This window comes from Nocardioides cynanchi (genome assembly GCF_008761635.1).
Lineage (GTDB): Bacteria > Actinomycetota > Actinomycetes > Propionibacteriales > Nocardioidaceae > Nocardioides > Nocardioides cynanchi.
Genome location: NZ_CP044344.1, coordinates 1,057,768 through 1,080,738, shown reverse-complemented (window position 1 = coordinate 1,080,738; position 22,971 = coordinate 1,057,768). Strand labels below are relative to the sequence as shown.

Sequence of the window (22,971 nt, the reverse complement as noted above, 5' to 3'; positions counted from 1 at the left end):
GGTCAGTACAGCGTGGGCCGCATCCGGATGATCTTGCGGCGCAGGACGACGCGGCGGGTGCCGTCCGCAGAGATCCTGACCCGGTCGAGCTCCCAGCCGCCGTGCTCGGCGCGCTCGACCAGCATCCGGGTCACCACGTTGCGCGAGAAGTCTCGCGCGATCGTCAGCTTCTCGAACTCCCACTCCACCCCGCGGGTGGACGGGCGGCGGAGGGTGTCGGGCACCGGTCAGTCCTCCGAGACGTCGTCGAGTGCGGCGACGATCTCCGGCGGCAGGGTCAGCTCCTCGACGCCGAGCGAGTCGATCAGCTGCTTGGCGGTGCGGGCGCCGAGGATCGGGGCGGTGACGCCCGGCCGGTCACGCACCCAGGCGAGCGCCACCTCGGTCATCGACCACCCGAGCCCCTCGGCGGCCTTGGCCACGCCCTCGACGACCCGGCTGGAGCGGTCGTCGAGGTAGGGGTCGATGAAGCCGGCGAAGAAGGGCGACGCGCCCCGGGAGTCCGACGGCGTACCGCTGCGGTACTTGCCGGTCAGCACCCCGCCACCCAGCGGCGACCACGGCAGGATCCCCAGCCCGAGCGCCTGGGCGGCCGGCACGACGTCCAGCTCGATCCGCCGGTTGAGCAGGGAGTACTCCATCTGGGTCGACGCGAGGACCGTGCGGCTCGGCACCGCCCGTTGCCAGGTCGCGGCCTGGGCGGTCTGCCATCCGGTGTAGTTGGAGATCCCGACGTACGACGCCCTGCCGGAGGTGACCGCCAGGTCGAGCGCGGTCAGCGTCTCCTCGACGGGGACACCGTCGACCCACGTGTGCACCTGCCAGAGGTCGACGTGGTCGACCCCGAGCCGGCGCAGGGACGCGTCGAGCTCGCTGAGCAGGCGCCCGCGTGAGGCGTAGGTCTCGCGGCGCCCGCTGCGCCGGGAGATGCCGGCCTTGGTCGCGAGCACCACCTCGTCGCGCGAGACCACGTCGCGGATCAGCCGGCCGACGAGCTCCTCGGAGGCTCCGTCGCCGTAGCCGGCGGCGGTGTCGATCAGCGTGCCGCCCGCCTCGGCGAAGGCGATCAGCTGGTCGCGGGCCTCGTGCTCGTCGGTGTCCCGACCCCAGGTCATGGTGCCCAGCCCGAGCCGCGAGACCGAGAGGCCCGTGGCTCCGACCACCCGCTGTTCCATGGCGACAAACTAGCCGGTCCCGGGTCGCCGGGGAGCCTGCGGCTCGCGGAGGCGGGCAGGGCCCTAGCCTGGGGGCCGACCCGCCGTCCCCGAAGTCGAAAGCTGGCCATGAACTACCTCGACGCCGTCATCCTCGGGATCGTGGAGGGGCTCACCGAGTTCCTGCCCGTCTCCAGCACCGGGCACCTGACCATTGCCGAGAAGATGCTCGGGCTCACCGTCGACGACCCCGACGTCACCGGCTTCACCGCGGTGATCCAGATGGGCGCGATCGCGGCGGTGATCCTCTACTTCGTCCGCGACATCGCGCAGATCGTGAAGGCCTGGGGCCTGGGCCTGGTCAAGCCCGAGTGGCGCGGGCACCGGGACTTCCGGATGGGGTGGTACGTCATCCTCGGCACGATCCCGGTCGGCATCGTCGGGCTCCTCCTCAAGGACGTGATCAAGAACGACCTGCGCAGCCTCTGGGTGGTGGCCGTGGCCCTGATCGCCTGGTCGGCGGTGATGTGGGCGGCCGAACGCTCGGCTCGCCAGGAGCGCGGAGAGAGGCAGCTCAACCTGACCGATGCTCTGGTGGTCGGGATCGTCCAGTGCGTGTCCCTGGTGCCCGGAGTCTCCCGCTCCGGGGCGACGATCTCGGCCGGTCTGTTCCGCGGCCTGGACCGCGTGACCGCGACCCGGCTGTCGTTCTTCCTGTCCATCCCGGCGCTGCTGGCGGCGGGCCTCTTCGAGCTCAAGGACGCGCTCGGCGGCTCGATCAGCGTCGGGGAGACCGTCGTCGGCACGGTCGTCGCCTTCGTGGTCGCCTACGCCACGGTGGCCTGGCTGCTGCGCTTCGTCGCCCACCACCCGATCACCTGGTTCGTGCCCTACCGGGTCACCCTGGGCGTCGTACTCCTCGCGCTCCTGGCCGGCAACGTCATCTCCGCCACCTGACCCTCCAGGAGGCCGCGGCGGTCGACATTTTCTCTGCGGTTTGGGACCAAACGGCGACAATCCGGGCCGAAAACCTGCGGTTTGGGACCAATCGGCGGGTCGACGACCCGCCTCCGGTGGGGGTGGGCAGTGGGTGGTCGGGAGACCTAGAGCCAGCCGGAGCGCTTGAAGAAGAACCACAGACCGCCCGAGGTGAGGAACATCAGGGCCAGCGCGAACGGGTAGCCCAGCAGCCAGCTGAGCTCCGGCATGTGGGTGAAGTTCATGCCGTAGACCCCGGCGATCAGGGTCGGCGCGGCGACCAGGCCGACGCCGGCGGAGATCTTGCGCATGTCCTCGTTCTGCTGCACCGAGATCTGGGCGAGGTGGGCGTCGAAGGCGGTCGAGAGCAGCGCGTCGAGACCGTCGACGGTCTCGGCGACCTTGGTCAGGTGGTCGGAGACGTCCCGGAAGAACGGCGCCGACTCCTCCGCGATTCCGGGTACGGCGCCGGTGGCGAAGCGCCGCATCGGCTCGCGCAGGGGGAGTACGGCGCGGCGGGTCTCCGCGATCTCGCGCTTGAGCGTGTAGATCCGGGCCGAGTCGTTGGTGCGCTCGGTGGAGAAGACCGAGGTCTCCACCTCGTCGACGTCCTCCTCGAGCGAGGCCACCACCGACAGGTAGGCGTCCACGACCCGGTCGCACACGGCGTACACCACCGCGGACGGCCCGTGCGTGAGTACCTTGGCCCGGGCCTCGAGGTCGCGGCGGGCGGTGTGGAGCTCGGACCCGGACCCGTGCCGCACGGTGATGATGAAGTCGCTGCCGACGAACATGTTGATCTCGCCGGTCTCGACGGCGTCGTCCGCGTCGACGTACCAGAGCGACTTGAGGGTCAGGAAGAGCGTGTCCTCGTAGCGCTCGAGCTTGGGTCGCTGGTGGGCGTTGAACGCGTCCTCGACGGCGAGGGGGTGCAGCCCGAACTCCTCCTCGACCGTGGCCAGCTCGGCCTCGCTCGGCTCGTGCAGGCCGACCCACACGAAGTCGCCGGGCTCGCAGGCCAGCTTGCGGAGGCGCCCGAGCTCACTGGGCGGGATGTCGTCGACGATCCGCTGGCCCGCGCGGTAGACGGCGCTGTCGACGATCACGGCGACCACGCTAGTCCCTCTAGGCTCTGCGACATGGCAACCCTGATCCTGCTCCGGCACGGGCGTACGTCGGCGAACGCCTCGGGCACGCTGGCCGGGCGGACCAAGGGGGTCCACCTCGACGACCTGGGTCGTGCCCAGGCCGAGCGGGCCGCCGCCCGGCTGGCCGCCGTCCCGCTCGCCGACCTGGTCAGCAGCCCGCTGGAGCGCTGTCGCGAGACCGCGCGGCCGGTCGTGGCCGCGCAGACCGGAGCCGTCCGGGTCCACACCGACAAGGGCCTGACGGAGTGTGACTACGGCGAGTGGCAGGGCCGCCCGCTCAAGGAGCTGGCCCGGCTCGCGCTCTGGAGGACCGTCCAGGCCCAGCCCTCGGCGGTCACCTTCCCCGGCGGCGAGTCGATGACCCAGATGCAGGCGCGCGCCGTGGACGCCGTACGCCGTCGCGACGCCGCCGTGGCGGCGGAGCACGGGGACGGCGCGGTGTGGCTCGCGGTGAGCCACGGTGACGTCATCAAGTCGGTGCTCGCCGACGCCCTGGGCATGCACCTCGACCTCTTCCAGCGGATCCAGGTCGACCCGGCGTCGATCTCGGTGATCCGCTACACCGACGCCCGCCCCTACGTCCTGGCCAGCAACACCCACGAGGGAGACCTGTCGTGGCTGGCTCCGCACGGCAAGAAGGGTCGGCGCAAGCCCGCCCAGGGCGCCGAGGTGGGCGGCGGCGCCGGACCTGCTTCGGCTCTTGCCTAAGGTTGAGCCATGCCGGTGATCCACGAGTTCGACCCACCCGAGCGGTTCGTCGCGGGGACCGTGGGCGAGCCCGGAGCGCGGACGTTCTTCCTCCAGGCGCGCTCCGGACCGCGTCTGGTCAGCGTCGCCCTGGAGAAGCAGCAGGTCGTCGTGCTGGCCGAGCGGGTCGACGAGCTCCTCGACGAGGTGATGGCCGGCGGCGACAACGAGGTCCTGATCCCCGCCGTCGCTCCCGTGGGCCTGGAGGACTCCGCGCCCCTGGAGCAGCCGATCGAGGAGCAGTTCCGGGCCGGGACGATGACGTTGTCCTGGGACCCGACCATCCAGCGGGTCGTGATCGAGGTGTTCCCCCTCACCGACACCGCCGACGACGAGCCGGACGACTCCGAGCCCGAGGAGGTCTTCCTGGTCCGGCTCGAGGCCGGCCCGGCCCGTGCGTTCGTACGCCGTTCCGCGCTGGTCGTGGAGGCCGGTCGGCCCGACTGTCCCTTCTGCGGCAACCCGATCGACCCGGAAGGTCACCTGTGCGTCCGCGCGAACGGCTTCCGCAGGCGCGACCCCACCTGATGGACCCCGTCCTCCTGACCGGCGAGCTCACCTTGCACGGCCGGGTCATGCCGGCGTCGAACGCGACCTTCGTCGGCGAGATCGGCGGACGTCGGGTGATCTACAAGCCGGTGGCGGGGGAGCGGCCGCTGTGGGACTTCCCCGACGGCACCCTCGCGGCGCGGGAGGAGGCGGCGTACCTCGTCTCGGTGGCGACGGGCTGGGACATCGTGCCCCTGACCTTCCAGCGCGAGGGGCCGCACGGGCCCGGCATGGTCCAGCTCTGGCAGGAGCCGGACCCCGTCCAGGAGGCGGTCACCCTCGTCTCCGGCCACGACGTGCCCGACGGGTGGCGGCACGTGTTCGACGGGCTCGACGACCGCGACCACGTCGTGTCGCTGATCCACGAGGACACCCCCGAGCTGCGCCGGATGGCGGTGTTCGACGCCGTCGTCAACAACGCCGACCGCAAGGGCGGGCACGTGCTCGCCATGCCGGGCGGCCACCGGTACGGCGTGGACCACGGCCTGACCTTCCACGTCGAGCACAAGCTCCGCACCGTGCTGTGGGGCTGGGCCGGCGAGCTGCTGAGCGACGAGGACCGCGCCGTTCTCGAGCTGCTGGCCGACAGCCTGGACGCCGACCTCGGCGAGCGCCTGGTCGACCTGGTCACGTACCACGAGGTCGAGGCGACCCGGCGGCGGCTGAAGCGGCTGCTCCGCGTGGGGGCCCTTCCCGAGCCCGGCCAGGGCTGGCGCGCCATCCCGTGGCCACCCTTCTGACACCCCGTCGAGGCGGCCGCGGGCTGCCGTAGTCTCGCCCCATGCGTGCGTGGCCAGCTCCGGATCTGCCTGCCCTCACCCGCGCCGGCCTGCCCGTGCGCGGCCCCGAGGTGCGGGTGCACGACACCGCCAGCGGTGGGCTCCTCGAGACGCGTCCCACCGGTGCCGCCCGCATGTACGTCTGCGGGATCACGCCGTACGACGCCACGCACATGGGCCATGCCGCGACCTACGTCGCCTTCGACCTGCTGAACCGGGCCTGGCGCAACGCCGGCCACGCCGTGACCTACGTGCTGAACGTGACCGACGTGGACGACCCGCTGCTGGAGCGGGCGACCAAGGTGGGCATCGATTGGCGCGACCTGGCCGAGCGGGAGACCGAGCTGTTCCGGCAGGACATGACCGCGTTGCGCGTCGTACCCCCGAGCACTACCGGGGCGCCGTCGAGTCCATCCCACTGATCGTCGAGCTGATCGGCCGGCTCCAGGAGACGGGTTCGCTGTACGCCGTCGACGACGACCTCTACTTCTCCGTCGCCGCCGACCCGGCGTTCGGGCAGGAGTCCGGCTGGACCCGCGAGCAGATGCTCGAGGTGTACGCCGACCGCGGCGGGGACCCGGACCGCGCCGGGAAGAAGGACCCGCTGGACTGCCTGGTCTGGCGCGCCGAACGACCCGGCGAGCCGGCCTGGGAGAGCCCCTTCGGGCCCGGGCGCCCGGGATGGCACGTCGAGTGCTCGGCGATGGCCCTGGACCTGCTCGGGACGACGTTCGACGTCCAGGGCGGTGGCTCCGACCTGGTCTTCCCGCACCACGAGATGTGCGCCTCCGAGGCGCAGGTGCTGACCGGGGCGCCGTTCGCCGCGGCCTACGTGCACGCCGGGATGGTCGGGTACGACGGCGCCAAGATGTCCAAGTCGCGGGGCAACCTCGTCTTCGTCTCCGCGTTGCGCAACAGCGACGTCGACCCGATGGCGATCCGGCTGACCCTGCTGCGTCACCACTACCGCGGCGACTGGGAGTGGACCGACCAGGACCTGTGGACCTCGGTCGACATGCTGGAGCGTTGGCGTCGTGCGGTCGCCCTGGGTGCCGGAGCGCCCTCCGCGCCGGTGGTCGACGCCGTGCTCGCCGCGCTGGCCGCCGACCTCGACGCTCCTGCCGCCGTGGCCGCGGTGGACGCCTGGGTCGATGCCACGCTGGGCGTGGGCGGCCTGGCCGAGACCGGCGACGAGCACGCGGCCGCCGGCATCGCGACGGTCCTCGACGCGGCGCTCGGGATCGCGCTCTGACCTCGGAAAGCCCGGGGAGCCGGGTCAGCCCTCGTCGGTACGCCGTTTGAGGTAGCGCTCGAACTCCCGAGCGATCGCCTCGCCCGAGGCCTCCGGGAGGTCGGCGGTGTCACGGGTCTCCTCGAGGGCACGGACGTAGTCGCGGACGTCCTCGTCCTCGTCGGCCAGCTCGTCCACGCCGCGCTCCCAGGCCCGTGCGTCCTCGGGCAGGTCGCCGAGCGGGATGCTCACCTCGAGCAGCTCCTCGAGCTGTCCGAGCAGCGCCAGGGTGGCCTTGGGGCACGGCGGCTGCGCGACGTAGTGCGGCACCGCGGCCCAGTACGAGACCGACGGCACGTCGAGCCGCACGCAGGCGTCCTGGAACACCCCCACGATGCCGGTCGGGCCCTCGTAGGTGGACTGCTCGAGGTTGAGCCGGTCCACCAGGTCCGGCTCGGTCGCGGTGCCGGTGACCGGGATCGGGCGGGTGTGCGGCGTGTCGGCCAGCAGCGCGCCGAGGGTGATCACCAGCTCGCCGCCGAGGTCGTCACAGGCAGCCAGCAGCTCGGCGCAGAACTGGCGCCAGCGCATGTTCGGCTCGATGCCACGGATCAGGATCACGTCGCGGTCCAGGTCCGGTGGCGAGGCCACGGCGATCTGGGTGCTCGGCCAGGTGATCCGGCGGTGTCCGAGCGCGTCCGCACCCACCACCGGACGGTTGACCTGGAAGTCGTAGAACTCCTCGGGGTCGATCGCGCCGATGATCCGGGCGTCCCAGACCCGGATCAGGTGGTCGACCACGGACGACGCAGCGTCGGCGGCGTCGTTCCAGCCCTCGAACGCCGCGATCACCACGGGTTCCACCAGGTCGTCGATCTCCTCGATCTCGATCACGCGGCAACACTAGTTCCCCCACCGTCGGAAGCGGGGCCGCCGAGCGCGCCCCGAGGATTTCACCCGCCGCTCGCGGCGGTGTCACGATGCGGGAATGCCGTCCACGGGTCGGACGTCGTTCCTAGGCTGATGACCCACGCGACCCGAGGAGTTCTGACCGTGACCCAGCCGTCGCACCGACCGGATGCCAGCCGGGAGCTCACCGAGCTCCTGCACGAGCGGATCCTGGTGCTCGACGGCGCGATGGGCACGATGATCCAGGCGCACAAGCTCGCGGAGGCCGACTACCGTGGCGACCGCTTCGCGTCGTACGACGGAGACCTCGGCGGTGACAACGACCTCCTCTCGCTGAGCAACCCCGACGTGATCCGCAGCATCCACACGGCCTACCTCGAGGCCGGCGCCGACATCATCTGTACCAACACCTTCAACGCCACCCGGATCTCCCAGGCCGACTACGGCCTCCAGGACCTCGCCTACGAGATGAACGCCGCCGCTGCGTCGCTGGCGCGGGAGGCCGTGGACGCGGTCACCACGCACGAGCGGCCCCGCTACGTCGCCGGGTCGCTCGGCCCGACGTCGAAGACCGCCTCGATCTCACCCGACGTCAACGACCCGGGCGCCCGCAACGTCACCTTCGACGAGCTGGTCGAGGCCTACCTGGAGGAGGCGCGCGGCCTGGTCGACGGCGGTGCCGACCTGCTCCTGGTCGAGACGATCTTCGACACCCTCAACGCCAAGGCCGCGATCTTCGCCCTCGAGACGCTCTTCGACGAGCACGGCCGCCGCTGGCCGGTGATCATCTCCGGCACCATCACCGACGCCAGCGGCCGGACCCTGTCCGGCCAAGTGACCGAGGCGTTCTGGAACTCCGTGCGACACGTCGGCCCGCTCGCCGTCGGCCTGAACTGCGCGTTGGGCGCCGAGGAGCTCCGCCCCTACGTCGCCGAGCTGTCGCGGGTCGCCGACACGTTCGTCTCCGCCCACCCCAACGCCGGGCTGCCCAACGCCTTCGGGGAGTACGACGAGACGCCGCAGCACATGGCCGGCATCCTGGGGGAGTTCGCCACGAGCGGCCTGGTCAACATCGTCGGCGGCTGCTGCGGCACGACCGCCGAGCACATCGCCGCGATCGCGGACTCGGCCAAGGGCGTGACCCCACGGGTCATCCCCGAGATCCGGCCGGCACTCCGCCTCTCCGGCCTCGAGCCGGTCACCATCACCGAGGAGAGCCTCTTCGTCAACGTGGGCGAGCGCACCAACATCACCGGCTCCGCCCGCTTCCGCAAGCTGATCAAGGACGGTGACTACGACGCCGGGCTGACCGTCGCCGCCCAGCAGGTGGAGGCCGGCGCGCAGGTCATCGACGTCAACATGGACGAGGGCATGATCGACGGTGTCGCCGCCATGGACCGCTTCCTGAAGCTGATCGCCTCGGAGCCCGACATCTCCCGCGTGCCGGTGATGGTCGACTCCTCCAAGTGGGAGGTGATCGAGGCCGGGCTGAAGTGCGTGCAGGGCAAGGCGATCGTCAACTCGATCTCGATGAAGGAGGGCGAGGAGAAGTTCATCGAGCACGCCCGCCTGTGCCGGCGCTACGGTGCGGCCGCGGTGGTGATGGCCTTCGACGAGAACGGCCAGGCCGACAGCCTCGAGCGCCGGCAGCAGATCTGTGAGCGCGCCTACCGGATCCTCACCGAGCAGGTGGGCTTCCCGGCCGAGGACATCATCTTCGACCCCAACGTGTTCGCCGTCGCGACCGGCATCGAGGAGCACGCGACGTACGGCCACGACTTCATCGAGGCCACCCGGTGGATCAAGCAGAACCTGCCCGGCGCCCTGGTCTCCGGGGGCATCTCCAACGTGAGCTTCTCGTTCCGGGGCAACAACCCGGTCCGCGAGGCGATCCACGCGGTCTTCCTCTACCACGCGATCGCGGCCGGCCTCGACATGGGAATCGTCAACGCGGGCGCCCTCGTCGTCTACGACCAGGTCGACCCCGAGCTGCGCGAGCGGATCGAGGACGTCGTGCTCAACCGGCGTCCCGACGCAGCCGAGCGCCTGCTCGAGATCGCCGAGCGCTTCAACATCGCAGCCGGCGTCGGTGAGGTCGCCACCGAGGAGTGGCGCGAGCTCCCGGTCGAGGAGCGGATCACCCACGCGCTGGTCAAGGGCATCGACGCCCATGTCGAGCCCGACACCGAGGAGCTCAGGGCCCTGATCGCCGAGCGCGGCGGCCGGCCGATCGAGGTGATCGAGGGCCCGCTGATGGACGGCATGAACGTCGTCGGCGACCTGTTCGGCAGCGGCAAGATGTTCCTGCCCCAGGTGGTCAAGAGCGCTCGGGTGATGAAGAAGGCCGTCGCCTACCTGATCCCGTTCATCGAGCAGGAGAAGCTGGACCGGCCCGAGCTGGCCACCGCCAAGGACACCAACGGCACGATCGTGATGGCCACCGTCAAGGGCGACGTCCACGACATCGGCAAGAACATCGTCGGCGTGGTGCTCCAGTGCAACAACTACGAGGTGATCGACCTCGGGGTGATGGTGCCGGCCCAGAAGATCCTCGAGACCGCGCGCGAGGTGGGTGCCGACGTGATCGGGCTGTCCGGCCTGATCACGCCGAGCCTGGACGAGATGGTCAACGTCGCCTCGGAGATGCAGCGCCAGGGCTTCACGCTGCCGTTGCTGATCGGCGGTGCTACGACGTCGCGGGCGCACACCGCGGTCAAGGTCGACCAGAAGTACGACGGGCCCGTGGTCTGGGTCAAGGACGCCTCCCGCTCGGTGCCGGTCACCGCGGCGCTGCTCGACCCCAAGCAGCGCGACAAGCTGCTCGAGGGCGTGACCGCCGACTACGACTCCCTGCGCACCAGGCACGCCGCCAAGAACGACCGGCCGCTGGCCACGCTGGCGGATGCCCGGGCCGCGCGCACCCCGATCGACTGGACCGGCTACCGCCCGCCGCGGCCGCACCTGCTGCTCCAGCAGGACCACGCGGTCTCCTCGGCGGTCGGGCTGCCCGGTGCCGGTCAGCACGTCCGGGTCTTCCCGAGCGTCGACCTCGCCGAGCTGCGCCGCTACATCGACTGGCAGCCGTTCTTCAACGCCTGGGAGATGAAGGGGTCGTTCCCCGAGATCCTCGACGACGCCGAGTCCGGCGAGACCGCTCGCCGGCTCTACGAGGACGCGCAGGCGATGCTCGACCGGATCGTCGACGAGGGCTGGCTGACGGCCAAGGGCGTGGTCGGGCTGTTCCCGGCCAACTCCGTGGGTGACGACATCGAGGTGTATCTCGGCGAGGACCGCGGCGAGCCGCACGCCGTACTCCATCACCTGCGGCAGCAGGGAGCCCACCGGCCCGGGGTGCCCAACCGCTGCCTGGCCGACTACGTCGCACCCAAGGAGACGGGGCTCAAGGACTACATCGGCCTGTTCGCGGTCACCGCCGGGCTCGGCGTCGCGGAGCGGATCGAGCGGTTCAAGGCCGAGGTCGACGACTACTCCGGCATCCTCCTGGAGTCGCTGGCCGATCGGCTCGCCGAGGCTCTCGCGGAGCGGCTCCACGAGCGCGTTCGCCGCGAGCTGTGGGGGTACGCACCCGACGAGCACCTCGACCAGCACCAGCTGCTCAAGGAGCAGTACGCCGGGATCCGCCCGGCCGCGGGCTACCCGGCCAGCCCCGACCACACCGAGAAGCAGGTGCTCTGGGACCTCCTCGACGTCGGCACCCACACCGGCATGGAGCTGACGGAGTCGATGGCGATGTGGCCGGGCGCGTCGGTGTCGGGGGTCTACTTCAGCCACCCGGAGTCCCAGTACTTCGTGGTGGGCCGCCTCGCACCCGACCAGGTCGCGGACTATGCCGAGCGCAAGGGCTGGACCCTCGCGGAGGCGGAGCGCTGGCTCTCGCCCAACCTCGGCTACGACCCGGAGGACTGAGCGCTGACCGACGTCGGACGACGCCTGGACTCCTTCGCCGCGGTCCTGTGGGACATGGACGGCACGCTGGTCGACACCGAGCCCTACTGGATGGACTCGGAGCTCGCCCTGGCCAAGAGGTACGGCGGTACGTGGAGCCGCGAGCAGGCGCTCCAGGTGGTCGGCTTCGACCTGCTCGACGCCGCCCGGCTGATGCGCCCGCAGATGGGGATCGACCTCGCACCCGAGCAGATCGTCGAGCAGCTGCTGGACGACGTGGTGGCCCGGGTCCGCCGGGAGGTGCCGTGGCGCCCGGGAGCCCGCGAGCTGCTGGCCTCCCTGCGCACGGCGGACGTCCCGTGCGCGCTGGTCACCATGTCGTACACGCGGTTCGCCGATCCGATCGTGGCCGCCCTGCCGGCAGGGACCTTCGACGTCGTGATCACCGGCGACACGGTCGACCGGGGCAAGCCGCATCCCGAGCCCTACCTCGCGGCGGCGCGCGGACTCGGGGTCCCCGCGGTCGAGTGCCTGGCCATCGAGGACTCCACGACGGGTGCGGCGTCGGCGTCCGCCGCAGGGTGCACGGTGCTGGTCGCACCCCTTCACGTGAGCGTGCCGAGCGGAGCGGGCCGGGTCTTCGTCGACTCCCTCGAGGGGCTCGACGCGGCCTCGGTCCTGGGCGCCGTCGGCGTCCTCTAATCGTTGCCGGATCGCGACCTCCGGGCGCCGCTGCGCGATGGACCGGCGCGAAGCCAGCCGCTATGTTCACGGGACTGATCACCCTCGCGAGTCCGCGGGGGGACCGAATCGGGAGGCAGAGACAGTGGATCGGACCAAGAAGCTCGTCGCCGTCGCAGGCACGGCGGCCGTCGTGGCCATGCTGAGCGCCTGCGGCGGAAGCAACAGCAGCAGCGGAGGCAGCACCAACGCCGGAACCGGCTCCCCGTGGATCCTCGGCACCACGGACACCGTGACCGCGCTCGACCCGGCCGGGTCCTACGACCTCGGCTCCTCCACCCTCGAGTACAACCTGTACCAGACCCTGGTGACCGTCCCGCCGAACTCCACCAAGATCGTGGGCGACGCCGCCAAGTCGTGCACCTACAACGACCCGCAGACCCTGACCTGCACGCTCAACCCGGGTGAGAAGTTCTCCAACGGCGACCCGCTGACCTCCTCCGACGTGAAGTACAGCTTCGAGCGGGCGATCCAGATCCAGGACGCCAACGGCGCAGCGATCTACCTCCTCGGCAGCATCACCGACACCGCGAAGAACGGCAAGGTCACCCTCAACAAGGGCGCGATCGAGACGCCGAACGACACCACGGTGGTCTTCCACCTCGACCACCCGGACACGACGTTCCAGTACGTCCTGACCTACCCCGGAGCGGCGGCGATCGTCGATGAGGACGTCTTCCCCGCCGACAAGAAGCTGCCCGACGACCAGGTCATCGGCTCCGGGCCCTACAAGCTGGACCAGTACAAGGCCGCCGACCAGGCCACCCTGTCGCTGAACCCTGACTACACCGGGCCGAACCCGGGCAAGACGGGCCAGGTCTTCGTGAAGTACTACTCCGACCCGACTGCCCTCGCGCTCGCGGCGAAGAACAACGAGGTCGACGTCGCCTGGCGCAGCCTGGCTCCGACCGATGTCGCCAACCTGAAGAAGGACTCCGGCGTCACCGTGGCGACGGGCAAGGGCTCGGAGATCCGCTACTGGGTCTGGAACGTCGCGGGCCAGGTCGGCAAGCAGCTCGCGATCCGGCAGGCGGCCGCCCAGGTGATCGACCGCAACGCGATCGCGACGAAGGCCTACGACGGAACCGTCGACCCGCTCTACTCCATCGTGCCCCCGGGCTACGGCGGTCAGAAGGACTCCTACAAGAACGCCTACGGATCCCCGGACCCGGCCAAGGCCAAGCAGATCCTGCAGGCCGCCGGCATCAGCACCCCGGTGAACCTGACCGTGGGCTGGACGCCCACGCACTACGGCCCGAGCACCGAGGACGAGGCGAACGAGCTGCAGCGTCAGCTCGAGGCCAGCGGGCTGTTCAAGGTGACCCTGAAGAGCACCGAGTGGGACAACTACCAGACCGTCTACAAGCAGGGTGCCTACGACCTGTTCATCCTGGGCTGGTTCCCCGACTACCCCGACGCCGACGACTACCTGTCGCCGTTCATGGTCGACGGTGGGTTCTTCCAGAACGGCTACAAGAACGCCAAGGTGGACAAGCTCGTCAGCAAGGAGCAGGGCAGCAGCAGTACCGCCACCCGGGAGAAGATCTTCGGGCAGCTCCAGGACATCGCGGCCCATGACGTGCCGTTCATCCCGTCATGGGTCGGACAGAACACCGCGGTGTACGGCCCGGGCATGTCCGGCGTCGAGTCCACGCTGGACCCGTCGTTCATCTTCCGGTTCTGGTTGGTCACCAAGGCCGGCTGAGCACACCACCGCACCCGGTCGTGGGGGGAGGCCACCCTGAGTGGTCTCTCCCCATGACTCGTGCCAGGAGGCACCCTCATGACCCGTGCTGGATCAGGATCCCTGCCCCGGTACATCTTTCAGCGCATCGTCCTGGTGATCCCGATGATCTGGGTGATCCTCACCCTCGTCTTCTTCGTGCTCCGGGTCGCCCCGGGCGACCCGGTCTCGGCCGCCCTGGGCTCCAAGCTGAACCCGCAGGCGCTCGCCCAGGCACGTGAGCGGCTCGGGTTCAACCGACCGCTGATCGCGCAGTACTGGGACTACCTGTCCTCGGTGGCGCACCTCGACTTCGGGACCACCTTCAGCGACAACCAGCCGGTGCTGCGGGTGGTCCGTGACAACGGGGGAGCGACCCTGAGCCTGACCCTCGCGGCGTTCGTGATCGCCCTTGCCGTCGGCATTCCGCTGGGTCTGGTCGCCGGGCGCTACCGCGACTCGGTCGGGGACGTGGCGATCCGGCTGTTCGGCATCGTCAGCTATGCGGCGCCGATCTTCTTCGTGGGCTTCCTGCTCCAGCTGTACGTCGCCCCGCCGCTCGGGCTGCCGACGTCCGGTGACGCCAGCCCGATCACGATCTTCGAGGTCAAGCCGAAGACCCACATCCTCCTGATCGACGTCTTCCTGAGCGGGAACGGCGCGGCGATCCAGGACGTGCTCAAGCACCTGGTCCTCCCGGCCGTCACCCTCGGCCTGCTGATCTGCGGAGTCTTCATCCGGCTGGTGCGGGTCAACATGCTGATGACCATGCAGGCCGACTACGTCGAGGCAGCCGAGGCCCGGGGCATCCGGCGCCGCAACGTGACCTGGCGCCACGCCTTCCGCAACGCGCTGGTGCCGGTGATCACTGTGGTCGGGCTCCAGTTCGCGCTGCTGCTGGGCGGGGCGGTGCTGACCGAGACGACGTTCAACTGGCCGGGCCTGGGGCAGAAGCTGGTGCTGTACATCAACAACCGTGACTACGGAGCCGTCCAGGGCATCGTCACGGTGTTCGCGATCGCGGTGGTGCTGATCAGTCTGCTGGTCGACATCATCAACGCGCTCATCGACCCCCGAGTGAGGTTCTGATGCGCGGCATCCTCCGCACCCTGGCCACCCCCTTCACGCAGACCGCCGGCCTGGCCCGCTGGATGCTGGTGATCGGGGTGCTGCTGACCTCCGTCTTCGTGATCTGCGCGGTCTTCGCGCCCTGGCTCGCGCCGTACGGCTTCGCCCAGTCGTCGTCCGGCGGCGTCCCCTTCCCGAAGGTGGCCCCGCCCAGCTCGGCGCACCTGTTCGGCACGGACCGGCTGTTCTTCGACGTCTTCTCGCGGGTGATCTGGGGGGCCCGCACCGCCCTGGAGGTGGTGATCCTCTCGATCGTCGTCTGCGTCGTGATCGGCGTCCCGCTGGGGATCGTGTCGGGCTACTACGGCGGCTGGCTGGACCGGATCCTCGTGCTGGTCACCGACGCGCTCTACGCCTTCCCGTCCTTCCTGCTGGCGATCGTCTTCTCGTTCCTCCTGACCAACCTGCTGGGCGGCACCGTGGTCGCCGTGTCGCTCTCCCTGTCGGTGATCTACGTGCCGCAGTACTTCCGGGTGGTCCGCAACACCACGCTGAGCGCCAAGGAGGCGACGTACGTCGAGGCGGCCCGGGCGATCGGCGCGACCGACCTCACCATCATGCGGCGCTACCTGTTCGGCAACGTGATCCAGAGCGTGCCGGTGCTGGGCACGCTCAACGCCGCGGACGCGATCCTGACCCTGGCCGGGCTGGGCTTCCTCGGGCTCGGGATCCAGTCGACGGACGCCGCCGAGTGGGGCCACGACCTGAACCGCGCTCTGGCCGACGCCGGCGGTGGCGTCTGGTGGACGGGCCTGTATCCCGGGCTGGCCATCGTGCTGCTGGTGACCGGGCTGACCCTGGTCGGCGAGGGGCTGAACGAGACACTCAACCCCACGCTGCGGCGGCGTCGCCTGCTTCCCGTGGTGATGCCGGCGCGGCCGAGCGCCGCGCCCCGGCCCGAGGAGCGGAGCTGACATGGCACTGGACCTGACGGACGAGACGGTCGCGTCGCCCACGGACGCCGTGATCTCGGCCCGTGACGTACGTGTCTGGTACGGCACCACCCGCGGAGCCATCCGGGCCGTCGACGGTGTGAGCTTCGACCTCGCTCCGGGCGAGACCCTGGGGCTGGTGGGCGAGTCCGGCTGCGGGAAGTCCACCCTCGGTCGCGGGCTGATGGGGCTGCTGCCGGAGGGGGCCAAGCGCGATGGCGAGGTGCTGTTCCGTGGCCGCGACATCTTCTCGCTCAGCGCCAAGGAGTCCTACCGGCTGCGGGGCAGCGAGCTCGGGATGATCTTCCAGGAGCCGTTGACCCGGCTGAACCCGCTGATGCGGATCTCCCAGCACTTCGAGGAGACCATCAAGCAGCACGAGCCGTCCCTGTCGAAGGACGAGATCCGGGACCGCGCGCTCGACGTGCTCCGCCTGATGGGGATCCCACCGACCCGCTACCGCTCCTACCCCCACGAGTTCTCCGGCGGGATGCGGCAGCGGCTGATGATCGCGCTGGCGCTCGTGCTGCGCCCGGCGTTCGTGGTGGCGGACGAGCCGACCACGGCCCTCGACGTCCTGGTCGAGGCGCAGATCGTGCAGATCCTCAACGACCTGAGACGCAACTTCTCGACTTCGCTGCTGCTGATCACCCACAACGTGGGCATCGTCGCCGAGGCGTGCGACCGGGTGGCGGTGATGTACGCCGGCCGGATCGTCGAGCAGGGCAAGGTCACCGACGTGTTCCGCAACCCGCAGCACCCCTACACCCGGGAGCTCCTGCGGTCGACGATCTCGCTGACCACCACCGGCCTGCACTCGATCGACGGTGCGCCGCCCGACCTCGTCGACCCGCCGGACGGCTGCCGGTTCCACCCGCGCTGCCCGGACGCCATGACGGTGTGCGCCGGCCAGAACCCGGTGAACATCGAGCGGCCGGGCGGTGGTCGGGTCGAGTGCTGGCTGGCCGGACCGGACGAGCAGATCCCACCCGGTGGGAAGCAGCCACTCAACCAGCAGGAGCTGACCGTTGCCGACGAAGCCTGACACCCAGACCACAGGCACGACCGGGCCGAGCCTGGTCGAGATCCGCGACCTCTCGGTGCACTTCGAGCTGCGCGGAGGGACCCTGTCCCGGCTCCTCGGCCGCGACTCGGGCACGATCAAGGCGGTCGACGGGGTCAACCTCGCCCTGCGGCAGGGAGAGGTCGTCGGACTCGTCGGCGAGAGCGGTAGCGGCAAGTCCACCCTGGGCCGGGCACTCCTCGGTCTGGTACCCGCGACCGCCGGCTCGATCCACCTGCGGGACACGGATGTGGCGTCCCTCAGCCGACGCCGGCTGCGCAACCTGCGCCGGACCGTCCAGATGGTGTTCCAGGACCCGAACGCCGCTCTCAACCCGTCGATGACCGTGGAGGAGGCCGTGGGCGACGCCCTGCGGGTGCACGGCATGAGGTCGGCGACCGAGCGCCGTCGCAGTGTGGTCGACGCCCTCGAACGGGTCGGGCTGTCCCCGGTCGAGCTGTTCCTGACCAAGTACCCCCGCGACCTGTCCGGCGGGCAGAAGCAGCGGGTGGTGATCGCCCGCGCGATCGTGCTGAACCCCGAGGTGCTGGTCGCCGACGAGCCGGTCTCGATGCTCGACATGAGCGTGCGGGCCAAGATCCTCGAGCTGATGCTCCTGCTGAAGCGCGAGCTGAACCTGACGTTCGTCTACATCACCCACGACCTGGCCACCGCCAAGTTCTTCTGTGACCGGATCGCGATCATGTACCTCGGCAAGATCGTCGAGATCGGGCCGACCGACGAGATCTTCGCCAACCCCCGGCATCCGTACACCAAGGCACTGCTGGCGGCGATCCCCGACCCGGACCCCGACCGGATGGTGCCGCGGGACCTGCCCCGGGGCGAGATCCCCGACGCCGCCGAGCCGCCGTTGGGCTGCTCCTTCCACCCGCGGTGTCCCGCAGCGGTGGCGGACTGCGGCTGGGAGTCGCGCGACCTGCGGCCCCTGCTGGAGCAGCACTGGACCCGCGGGGACGCGTCGTACGACGAGGAGCAAGCGCTGGTGGGCGACCTCGAGCACCTGGACAAGCCCACGACGACGGCCCGGTTCGGCAGCGGGGGCAGCGGACCGGTCCGCGCCCTGCTCGACCGGATCCGGCGCGAGGACCCCGACGAGCCGCTCTGGGCCGGCGTGGAGTCGATCGAGCCCGAGGGCAACGGCGTCGCCGTCCGGTTCCGGGAGGCGGGGGCGCCTCGGCTCCGGCGCGCGGGGGGTGTCGAGGTGGCGTGCGTCCTGTATCCCGAGGAGGGCGGCACCGGCGACCCCCGGTCCGGAGATGACCCGAGGTCCTAGTACCACCGGCCAATGGGAACCGCGACCTGGCTCCCGCGATGCTGGAGGGACACCGACTCCAGGAGCCTTCCATGTCTGCCCGCCACGCCCTCGTTGCCCTCGCCACCTGTTCGGCGCTCGCGCTGCCGCTGACCACGGTCGCGCCTGCCCTGGCCAGCCACGGTGGGGGAGACGACGTCCGCACCCACGGCGGATGTCAGGGCCGGGCGGTCTGGAAGCTCAAGGTCAAGCTGGACAGCGGCCGGATCGAGTTCGAGGGCGAGGTCGACAGCAACCACCGCGGACAGGTCTGGGACTGGAAGGTCCGGCACGACGGCAGCGTGTCCGCCAAGGGGTCGAGCACCACGGCGGGCACCAGCGGCTCGTTCACGGTGAACCGCCGGATGGCCGACCTGGCCGGGACCGACACCTTCGCCTTCCGGGCCGAGCGTCGTACGACCGGCGCCGTGTGTCGTGGGACCATCTCACTCTGAGCCCCGGTAGCGGCCTCGCGGCCTGACCACACGAAAGGAACCTCGCGGTGAGGCTGCTGCGCAACCCCATGGTGCAGTTCCTCGTGGCGAGCTTCCTGCTGTTCGGGGCGACGTGGTGGGCGACCGGGATGCTGTCGGAGCGAGCCGGCCGGTCGGAGGCGGTCGCCGACGCCCAGGTGACGACTGAGCTCCTGGCCCACTCGGTCGCCGAGCCGGCCATCCCACGCAAGCTGGTCGCGACCGATCCCGGCGCGATCGACCGCTTCGACCGGGCCGTGCTCTCGCGGCTGATGGTCGGCGACGTGCGCCGGATCAAGATCTGGCGTGCGGACGGCACGATCGTCTACAGCGACGAGACCGATCTGATCGGGCAGCGCTTCCCCCTCGACGACGAGCAGCGGCAGGTGCTGCTGAGCGGCCACACCGAGGGGGGCGTCTCCGACCTGCGCCGCAGCGAGAACAAGTTCGAGACCGACCAGAGCGGCCTGCTGGAGGTCTACACCCAGATCCACTCGCCCGAGGGCACGCCCCTGCTGTTCGAGGCCTACTACTCCCTGACCACCGTGCAGCAGCGCGCGCACGAGGTGCTCACGCCGTTCCGCCGGATCACGGCCGGAGGTCTGCTCGCGATCCTGCTCCTCGGCGTACCCCTGATCGGCGCCCTGACGCTGCGGCTGACCCGCGCGTCGAAGGCGCGCGAGCGGCTGATGCTGCGGGCGATCGACTCCTCCGAGGCGGAGCGGCGCAGGATCGCCCGCGACCTCCACGACGGCGTGGTCCAGGAGCTCGCCGGGACGGCGTTCGCGCTGTCGGGGTCGGCGCGCGAGCCGGGGCTCTCCGCCGAGCTGCGGGGTGACCTCGACCGGGCCGGCCAGGCCGTACGACGTTCCCTGCGGCAGCTGCGCTCGCTGCTGGTGGAGATCCACCCCCCGGGGCTCAACGCCGGGTCGCTGGCCGCCTCCCTGGAGGACCTGACCGCGCCCGCGGTCAGCGCCGGCACCGCGGCCACGGTCTCGGTCAGCGGCATCGAGGGTGCCCCCGACCACGTCGTCACCCTGGTCTGGCGAGCGGCGCAGGAGTCCATCCGCAACGCCGTCCGGCACGCTCACGCCGAGCACCTGAGCGTGGACGTGACCGGCGACGAGCGCCAGGTGCGGCTGGTCGTGAAGGATGACGGTGTCGGCTTCGATCCGGCGCAGCGCTCCGCCGACACCTCCTACGGGCTCCGCGGGCTCAAGAGCCTGGTCGAGGACGGCGGAGGAGTGGTGGACGTGGACTCGTCACCGGACGCCGGGACGACCGTACGAATGGTGGTGGACCGCAGATGAGCGAGCCGACGATCCGGGTCGTGATCGTGGACGACCACGCCGTGCTGCGAGCCGGGCTGGAGCAGCTGCTGGCCGGGCAGGCCGACCTCGAGGTGGTCGGGACCGCCGCGTCCGGCGGCGAGGCGATCGAGCTGGTCCGTGAGCTGCGGCCCGACGTGGTGCTGATGGACCTGCAGATGCCGGGCATGGACGGGGTCGCGGCCACCCGGGAGATCGTGGCCGAGAAGCTCGCCGACGTCCTCGTGCTCACGTCGTACTCCGACGCCGAGCGGATCGTCGGCGCGCTGGATGCCGGCGCCATGGGCTACCTGCTCAAGGATGCCGAGCCCGACGAGGTGCTGATCGGGATCCGGGCCGTCGCCCGCGGAGAGTCGCCGATCAACCCCCGGGCCGCGCGCGAGCTGCTCGGTGCCCGTCGTACCACGCCGGCCGCCGAGCTCACGCCCCGCGAGACCGAGGTGCTGGTCCTGGTGCGTCAGGGGCTGGCCAACAAGCAGATCGCCCGGCGGCTCGGGATCTCCGAGCGCACCGTCAAGGCCCACCTGACCTCGGCGTTCCAACGCATCGGCGTCGTAGACCGGACCCAGGCCGCCCTCTGGGCTGAGCGCAACGGCCTCGACTGACCCCCCGCCGGGCCGCGCGGATGTGTGCCGTTTGGTCCCAAACCGCAACTTTCCGGTCCGAAATGCTGCGGTTTGGGACCAAACGGCGACATGTCGGCCGCCGCGAACGGTCGGTGAGCGGGGGTCGGGTCAGGCGATGTCGTCGACGGTGAGGGTGCCGGGGTCGCTGATGCGTCCGGGCAGCGGCGGCGGGGTGCCGCCGAACTCGGGGCACAACGCCTGGAACGAGCACCAGTCGCACAGCTTGCTGCGGTGGGGACGCCAGTTCCCGGACTCCTCGGCGATCCGGATGGCCCGCCAGATGGCCTCGACCTTGCGCTCGGTGGCGCGCAGGTCGGCCTCGTCCGGGAGGTAGCGGAGCATCTCGCCGTTCCCGAGGTAGACCAGCTGCAGCATCGCCGGGACGGTGCCGCGGGTGCGCCAGAGGACCAGGGCGTAGAACTTCATCTGGAACAGGGCCTTGGCCTCGAACAGCTGGCTCGGGGACCGTCCGGTCTTGTAGTCCACCACCCGCATCGCGCCGTCGGGCGCGACGTCGAGACGGTCGACGAAGCCGCGCAGCAGCAGCTTGGATTCCAGGACGGTCTCGACGTAGAGCTCCCGCTCGGCCGGCTCGAGGCGCCGAGGGTCCTCGAGGGTGAAGTAGCGGTCCAGGACGTCACGAGCGCTGGCCAGCCACTCGGCCAGGTCGGGACCCTCGTCGGTGAACAGCTCCGCGATCGCGGGCTCGGCAGCGAGCAGCGCCTCCCATGTCGGCGTGAGCAGCGCTCGGGCCTGCTCGGGGGTGCGGTCCGCGGACGGGAGATCGAAGAGGTCCTCGAGCACCTTGTGGACCAGGGTGCCGCGGAGGGCATCGGCGGACGGCTCCTCGGGCAGTCGGTCGATGGTGCGGAACCGGTACATCAGCGGGCAGGTCATGAAGTCGGACGCGCGGCTCGGGGAGAGCGCCCCGAGCACCTGCTCGCCGTCGACGGGGGTCGAGCGGAGCTCGGCCGGCGAGGCGAGCGGGGTCGACGGGGTGGACATGACCCGAATCTAGGTGAGGCCACCGACACCACGTGGTACGCCGCGCGCCGCGCGGCCGACCGGTAGCCTCGCAGCATGAGCAACGACCGCGCGCCGGGGGCCTCGCCGCCGGTCTCGCGCCCACCCGGCACGTTCAAGGTGGGCACGATCGCGGGGACCGACGTGCTGCTCACCCGGACCTGGTTCGTGGTCGCCCTCGTGATCGCGATCTTCATGGCCCCAGCGGTCGACCGGGCGCAACCCGGGCTGGGCGGGCTGAAGTACGTCGCCGGGCTGACCTTCGCCGTACTGCTCTATCTCTCGGTCCTGCTGCACGAGGCCGCCCACGCCGTCGCCGCCAAGCGCTTCGGGCTGCCGGTCTCCTCGATCACCCTGCACTTCATGGGCGGCATGACCGCGATCGACAAGGAGCCCGAGCACCCGCGGCAGGAGTTCTGGATCTCGGTGGTCGGCCCGCTGACGTCGGTCGCGGTCGGACTGGTGGCCTCGGCCCTGACGTTCGTCGCTCCCGGGGGGCTGATCGGGCTCGCCGTCGGCGCGATCGCCAGCGCCAACCTGATCGTGGGGGTCGTCAACCTCCTGCCCGGTCTGCCCCTGGACGGTGGGCGGGTGCTCAAGGCCGCCGTCTGGCGCGGCAGCGGCGACATGCACAAGGGCACCGTCGTGGCAGCCTGGGGCGGCCGGGTCCTGGCGCTTCTGGCCTTCGTCGGCTGGCCCCTGCTGACCAGCAAGCTCCTCGGTGGACAGCCGACCGCGATCGACTTCCTGTTCGCCGGCATGATCTCGCTGTTCCTGTGGAGCGGTGCGACCGCGGCCATGACCTCGGCGAAGGTCAGGTCCCGCCTGCCCTTCCTGGTCGCCCGCGACCTGGCGCGCCGTACCCTCACAGTCCCCTCGGAGCTGCCGCTGGCCGAGGCGGTACGCCGTGCCCAGGAGGTCGAGGCGGGCAGCATCGTGACGGTCAGCATCTCCGGACAGCCGGTCGGAGTGGTCAACGAGGTGGCCCTGCTGTCCGTGCCCGAGGACCGTCGCCCCTGGGTCGCGGTGTCGACCGTGGCGCGCACGCTCGACGAGGGCCTGCGACTGCCGGCCGGCATCGGTGGCGAGGACCTGATCCGGGCGATCAGCGCCCGGCCCGCGGGGGAGTACCTCCTGCTCGACCCAGACGGGAGCATCTTCGGCGTCCTCTCCACCGCCGACGTCGACCGGGCCTTCCGCGCGCACGCCTGAGGCCAGCAC

At 70.7% G+C, this 22,971-nt stretch carries 20 protein-coding genes and 1 pseudogene; 16 read left to right on the top strand and 5 right to left on the bottom strand.

The annotated features are described in order from the left end of the window. Positions 1–2: 2 nt before the first annotated feature. Together E3N83_RS05430 and E3N83_RS05425 are read right to left on the bottom strand one after the other, a co-directional pair. Positions 3–188, bottom strand: coding sequence for a DUF5703 family protein (locus tag E3N83_RS05430; protein ID WP_151084919.1), 186 nt, complete (start codon positions 186–188; stop codon positions 3–5). A gap of 39 nt (positions 189–227) precedes the next feature. Beyond that, on the bottom strand, positions 228–1,175 hold the full coding sequence (locus tag E3N83_RS05425; RefSeq protein ID WP_151082332.1) for an aldo/keto reductase: 948 nt from the start codon (positions 1,173–1,175) through the stop codon (positions 228–230). A 108-nt stretch (positions 1,176–1,283) separates the two neighbouring features. On the opposite strand from E3N83_RS05425, the gene E3N83_RS05420 reads away from it, so the two are divergent. After that, on the top strand, positions 1,284–2,111 hold the full coding sequence (locus tag E3N83_RS05420; protein ID WP_151082331.1) for an undecaprenyl-diphosphate phosphatase: 828 nt from the start codon (positions 1,284–1,286) through the stop codon (positions 2,109–2,111). Positions 2,112–2,257: 146 nt separating this feature from the next. On the opposite strand, the gene corA is transcribed toward E3N83_RS05420, so the two are convergent. After that, the gene (corA, locus tag E3N83_RS05415; protein WP_202879326.1) at positions 2,258–3,238 is read right to left on the bottom strand and encodes a magnesium/cobalt transporter CorA; all 981 of its coding nucleotides are present in this window, start codon (positions 3,236–3,238) and stop codon (positions 2,258–2,260) included. A 33-nt stretch (positions 3,239–3,271) separates the two neighbouring features. On the opposite strand from corA, the gene E3N83_RS05410 reads away from it, so the two are divergent. The 4 genes and pseudogenes from E3N83_RS05410 to mshC all read left to right on the top strand — a co-directional run bounded on the left by E3N83_RS05410 (position 3,272) and on the right by mshC (position 6,607). After that, a complete protein-coding gene (locus E3N83_RS05410) occupies positions 3,272–3,988 on the top strand; it encodes an MSMEG_4193 family putative phosphomutase (RefSeq protein WP_151082329.1) in 717 nt (238 codons plus the stop codon). 9 nt (positions 3,989–3,997) lie between these two features. Then, entirely contained in the window at positions 3,998–4,555 is a 558-nt protein-coding gene (locus E3N83_RS05405; RefSeq protein WP_151082328.1) for a DUF3090 domain-containing protein, read from the top strand. Next, positions 4,555–5,316 (top strand): SCO1664 family protein, encoded by a 762-nt coding sequence (locus E3N83_RS05400; RefSeq protein ID WP_151082327.1) that lies wholly within the window; start codon positions 4,555–4,557, stop codon positions 5,314–5,316. The genes E3N83_RS05405 and E3N83_RS05400 overlap by 1 nt, the downstream gene beginning before the upstream one ends. Before the next feature lie 41 nt (positions 5,317–5,357). Continuing rightward, a pseudogene (gene mshC, locus E3N83_RS05395) lies at positions 5,358–6,607 on the top strand (cysteine--1-D-myo-inosityl 2-amino-2-deoxy-alpha-D-glucopyranoside ligase). 24 nt (positions 6,608–6,631) lie between these two features. Here mshC and E3N83_RS05390 read toward each other — a convergent pair. Continuing rightward, the gene (locus tag E3N83_RS05390) at positions 6,632–7,480 is read right to left on the bottom strand and encodes a PAC2 family protein (RefSeq protein WP_151082326.1); all 849 of its coding nucleotides are present in this window, start codon (positions 7,478–7,480) and stop codon (positions 6,632–6,634) included. 243 nt (positions 7,481–7,723) lie between these two features. Between E3N83_RS05390 and metH the strand changes: the two genes are divergently transcribed. From metH to E3N83_RS05340, 10 genes are all read left to right on the top strand, one after another. Beyond that, entirely contained in the window at positions 7,724–11,422 is a 3,699-nt protein-coding gene (metH, locus tag E3N83_RS05385) for a methionine synthase (RefSeq protein WP_238343161.1), read from the top strand. A gap of 3 nt (positions 11,423–11,425) precedes the next feature. Continuing rightward, entirely contained in the window at positions 11,426–12,103 is a 678-nt protein-coding gene (locus E3N83_RS05380; protein WP_337692376.1) for an HAD family hydrolase, read from the top strand. 124 nt (positions 12,104–12,227) lie between these two features. Next, entirely contained in the window at positions 12,228–13,847 is a 1,620-nt protein-coding gene (locus E3N83_RS05375) for an ABC transporter substrate-binding protein (RefSeq protein ID WP_191907967.1), read from the top strand. Between the two features lie 78 nt (positions 13,848–13,925). After that, complete coding sequence (locus tag E3N83_RS05370) at positions 13,926–14,954, top strand: ABC transporter permease (protein WP_151082322.1); 1,029 nt, start codon at positions 13,926–13,928, stop codon at positions 14,952–14,954. Next, positions 14,954–15,907 (top strand): ABC transporter permease, encoded by a 954-nt coding sequence (locus E3N83_RS05365; RefSeq protein WP_151082321.1) that lies wholly within the window; start codon positions 14,954–14,956, stop codon positions 15,905–15,907. The genes E3N83_RS05370 and E3N83_RS05365 overlap by 1 nt, the downstream gene beginning before the upstream one ends. A gap of 1 nt (position 15,908) precedes the next feature. After that, on the top strand, positions 15,909–16,970 hold the full coding sequence (locus E3N83_RS05360; RefSeq protein WP_151082320.1) for an ABC transporter ATP-binding protein: 1,062 nt from the start codon (positions 15,909–15,911) through the stop codon (positions 16,968–16,970). Beyond that, complete coding sequence (locus E3N83_RS05355; RefSeq protein ID WP_151082319.1) at positions 16,954–18,282, top strand: oligopeptide/dipeptide ABC transporter ATP-binding protein; 1,329 nt, start codon at positions 16,954–16,956, stop codon at positions 18,280–18,282. The genes E3N83_RS05360 and E3N83_RS05355 overlap by 17 nt, the downstream gene beginning before the upstream one ends. Positions 18,283–18,353: 71 nt before the next feature. Then, entirely contained in the window at positions 18,354–18,755 is a 402-nt protein-coding gene (locus E3N83_RS05350; protein WP_151082318.1) for a hypothetical protein, read from the top strand. 47 nt (positions 18,756–18,802) lie between these two features. After that, on the top strand, positions 18,803–20,083 hold the full coding sequence (locus E3N83_RS05345; protein ID WP_151082317.1) for a sensor histidine kinase: 1,281 nt from the start codon (positions 18,803–18,805) through the stop codon (positions 20,081–20,083). Next, on the top strand, positions 20,080–20,706 hold the full coding sequence (locus tag E3N83_RS05340; RefSeq protein ID WP_151082316.1) for a response regulator: 627 nt from the start codon (positions 20,080–20,082) through the stop codon (positions 20,704–20,706). The genes E3N83_RS05345 and E3N83_RS05340 overlap by 4 nt, the downstream gene beginning before the upstream one ends. Positions 20,707–20,835: 129 nt before the next feature. Here E3N83_RS05340 and E3N83_RS05335 read toward each other — a convergent pair whose 3' ends face one another. Then, complete coding sequence (locus E3N83_RS05335) at positions 20,836–21,732, bottom strand: RecB family exonuclease (RefSeq protein ID WP_151082315.1); 897 nt, start codon at positions 21,730–21,732, stop codon at positions 20,836–20,838. Between the two features lie 75 nt (positions 21,733–21,807). Here E3N83_RS05335 and E3N83_RS05330 point away from each other — a divergent pair, with 75 nt between their 5' ends. Continuing rightward, positions 21,808–22,962, top strand: a complete 1,155-nt coding sequence (locus E3N83_RS05330) for a site-2 protease family protein (protein WP_151082314.1) — start codon at positions 21,808–21,810, stop codon at positions 22,960–22,962. Positions 22,963–22,971: the final 9 nt, after the last annotated feature.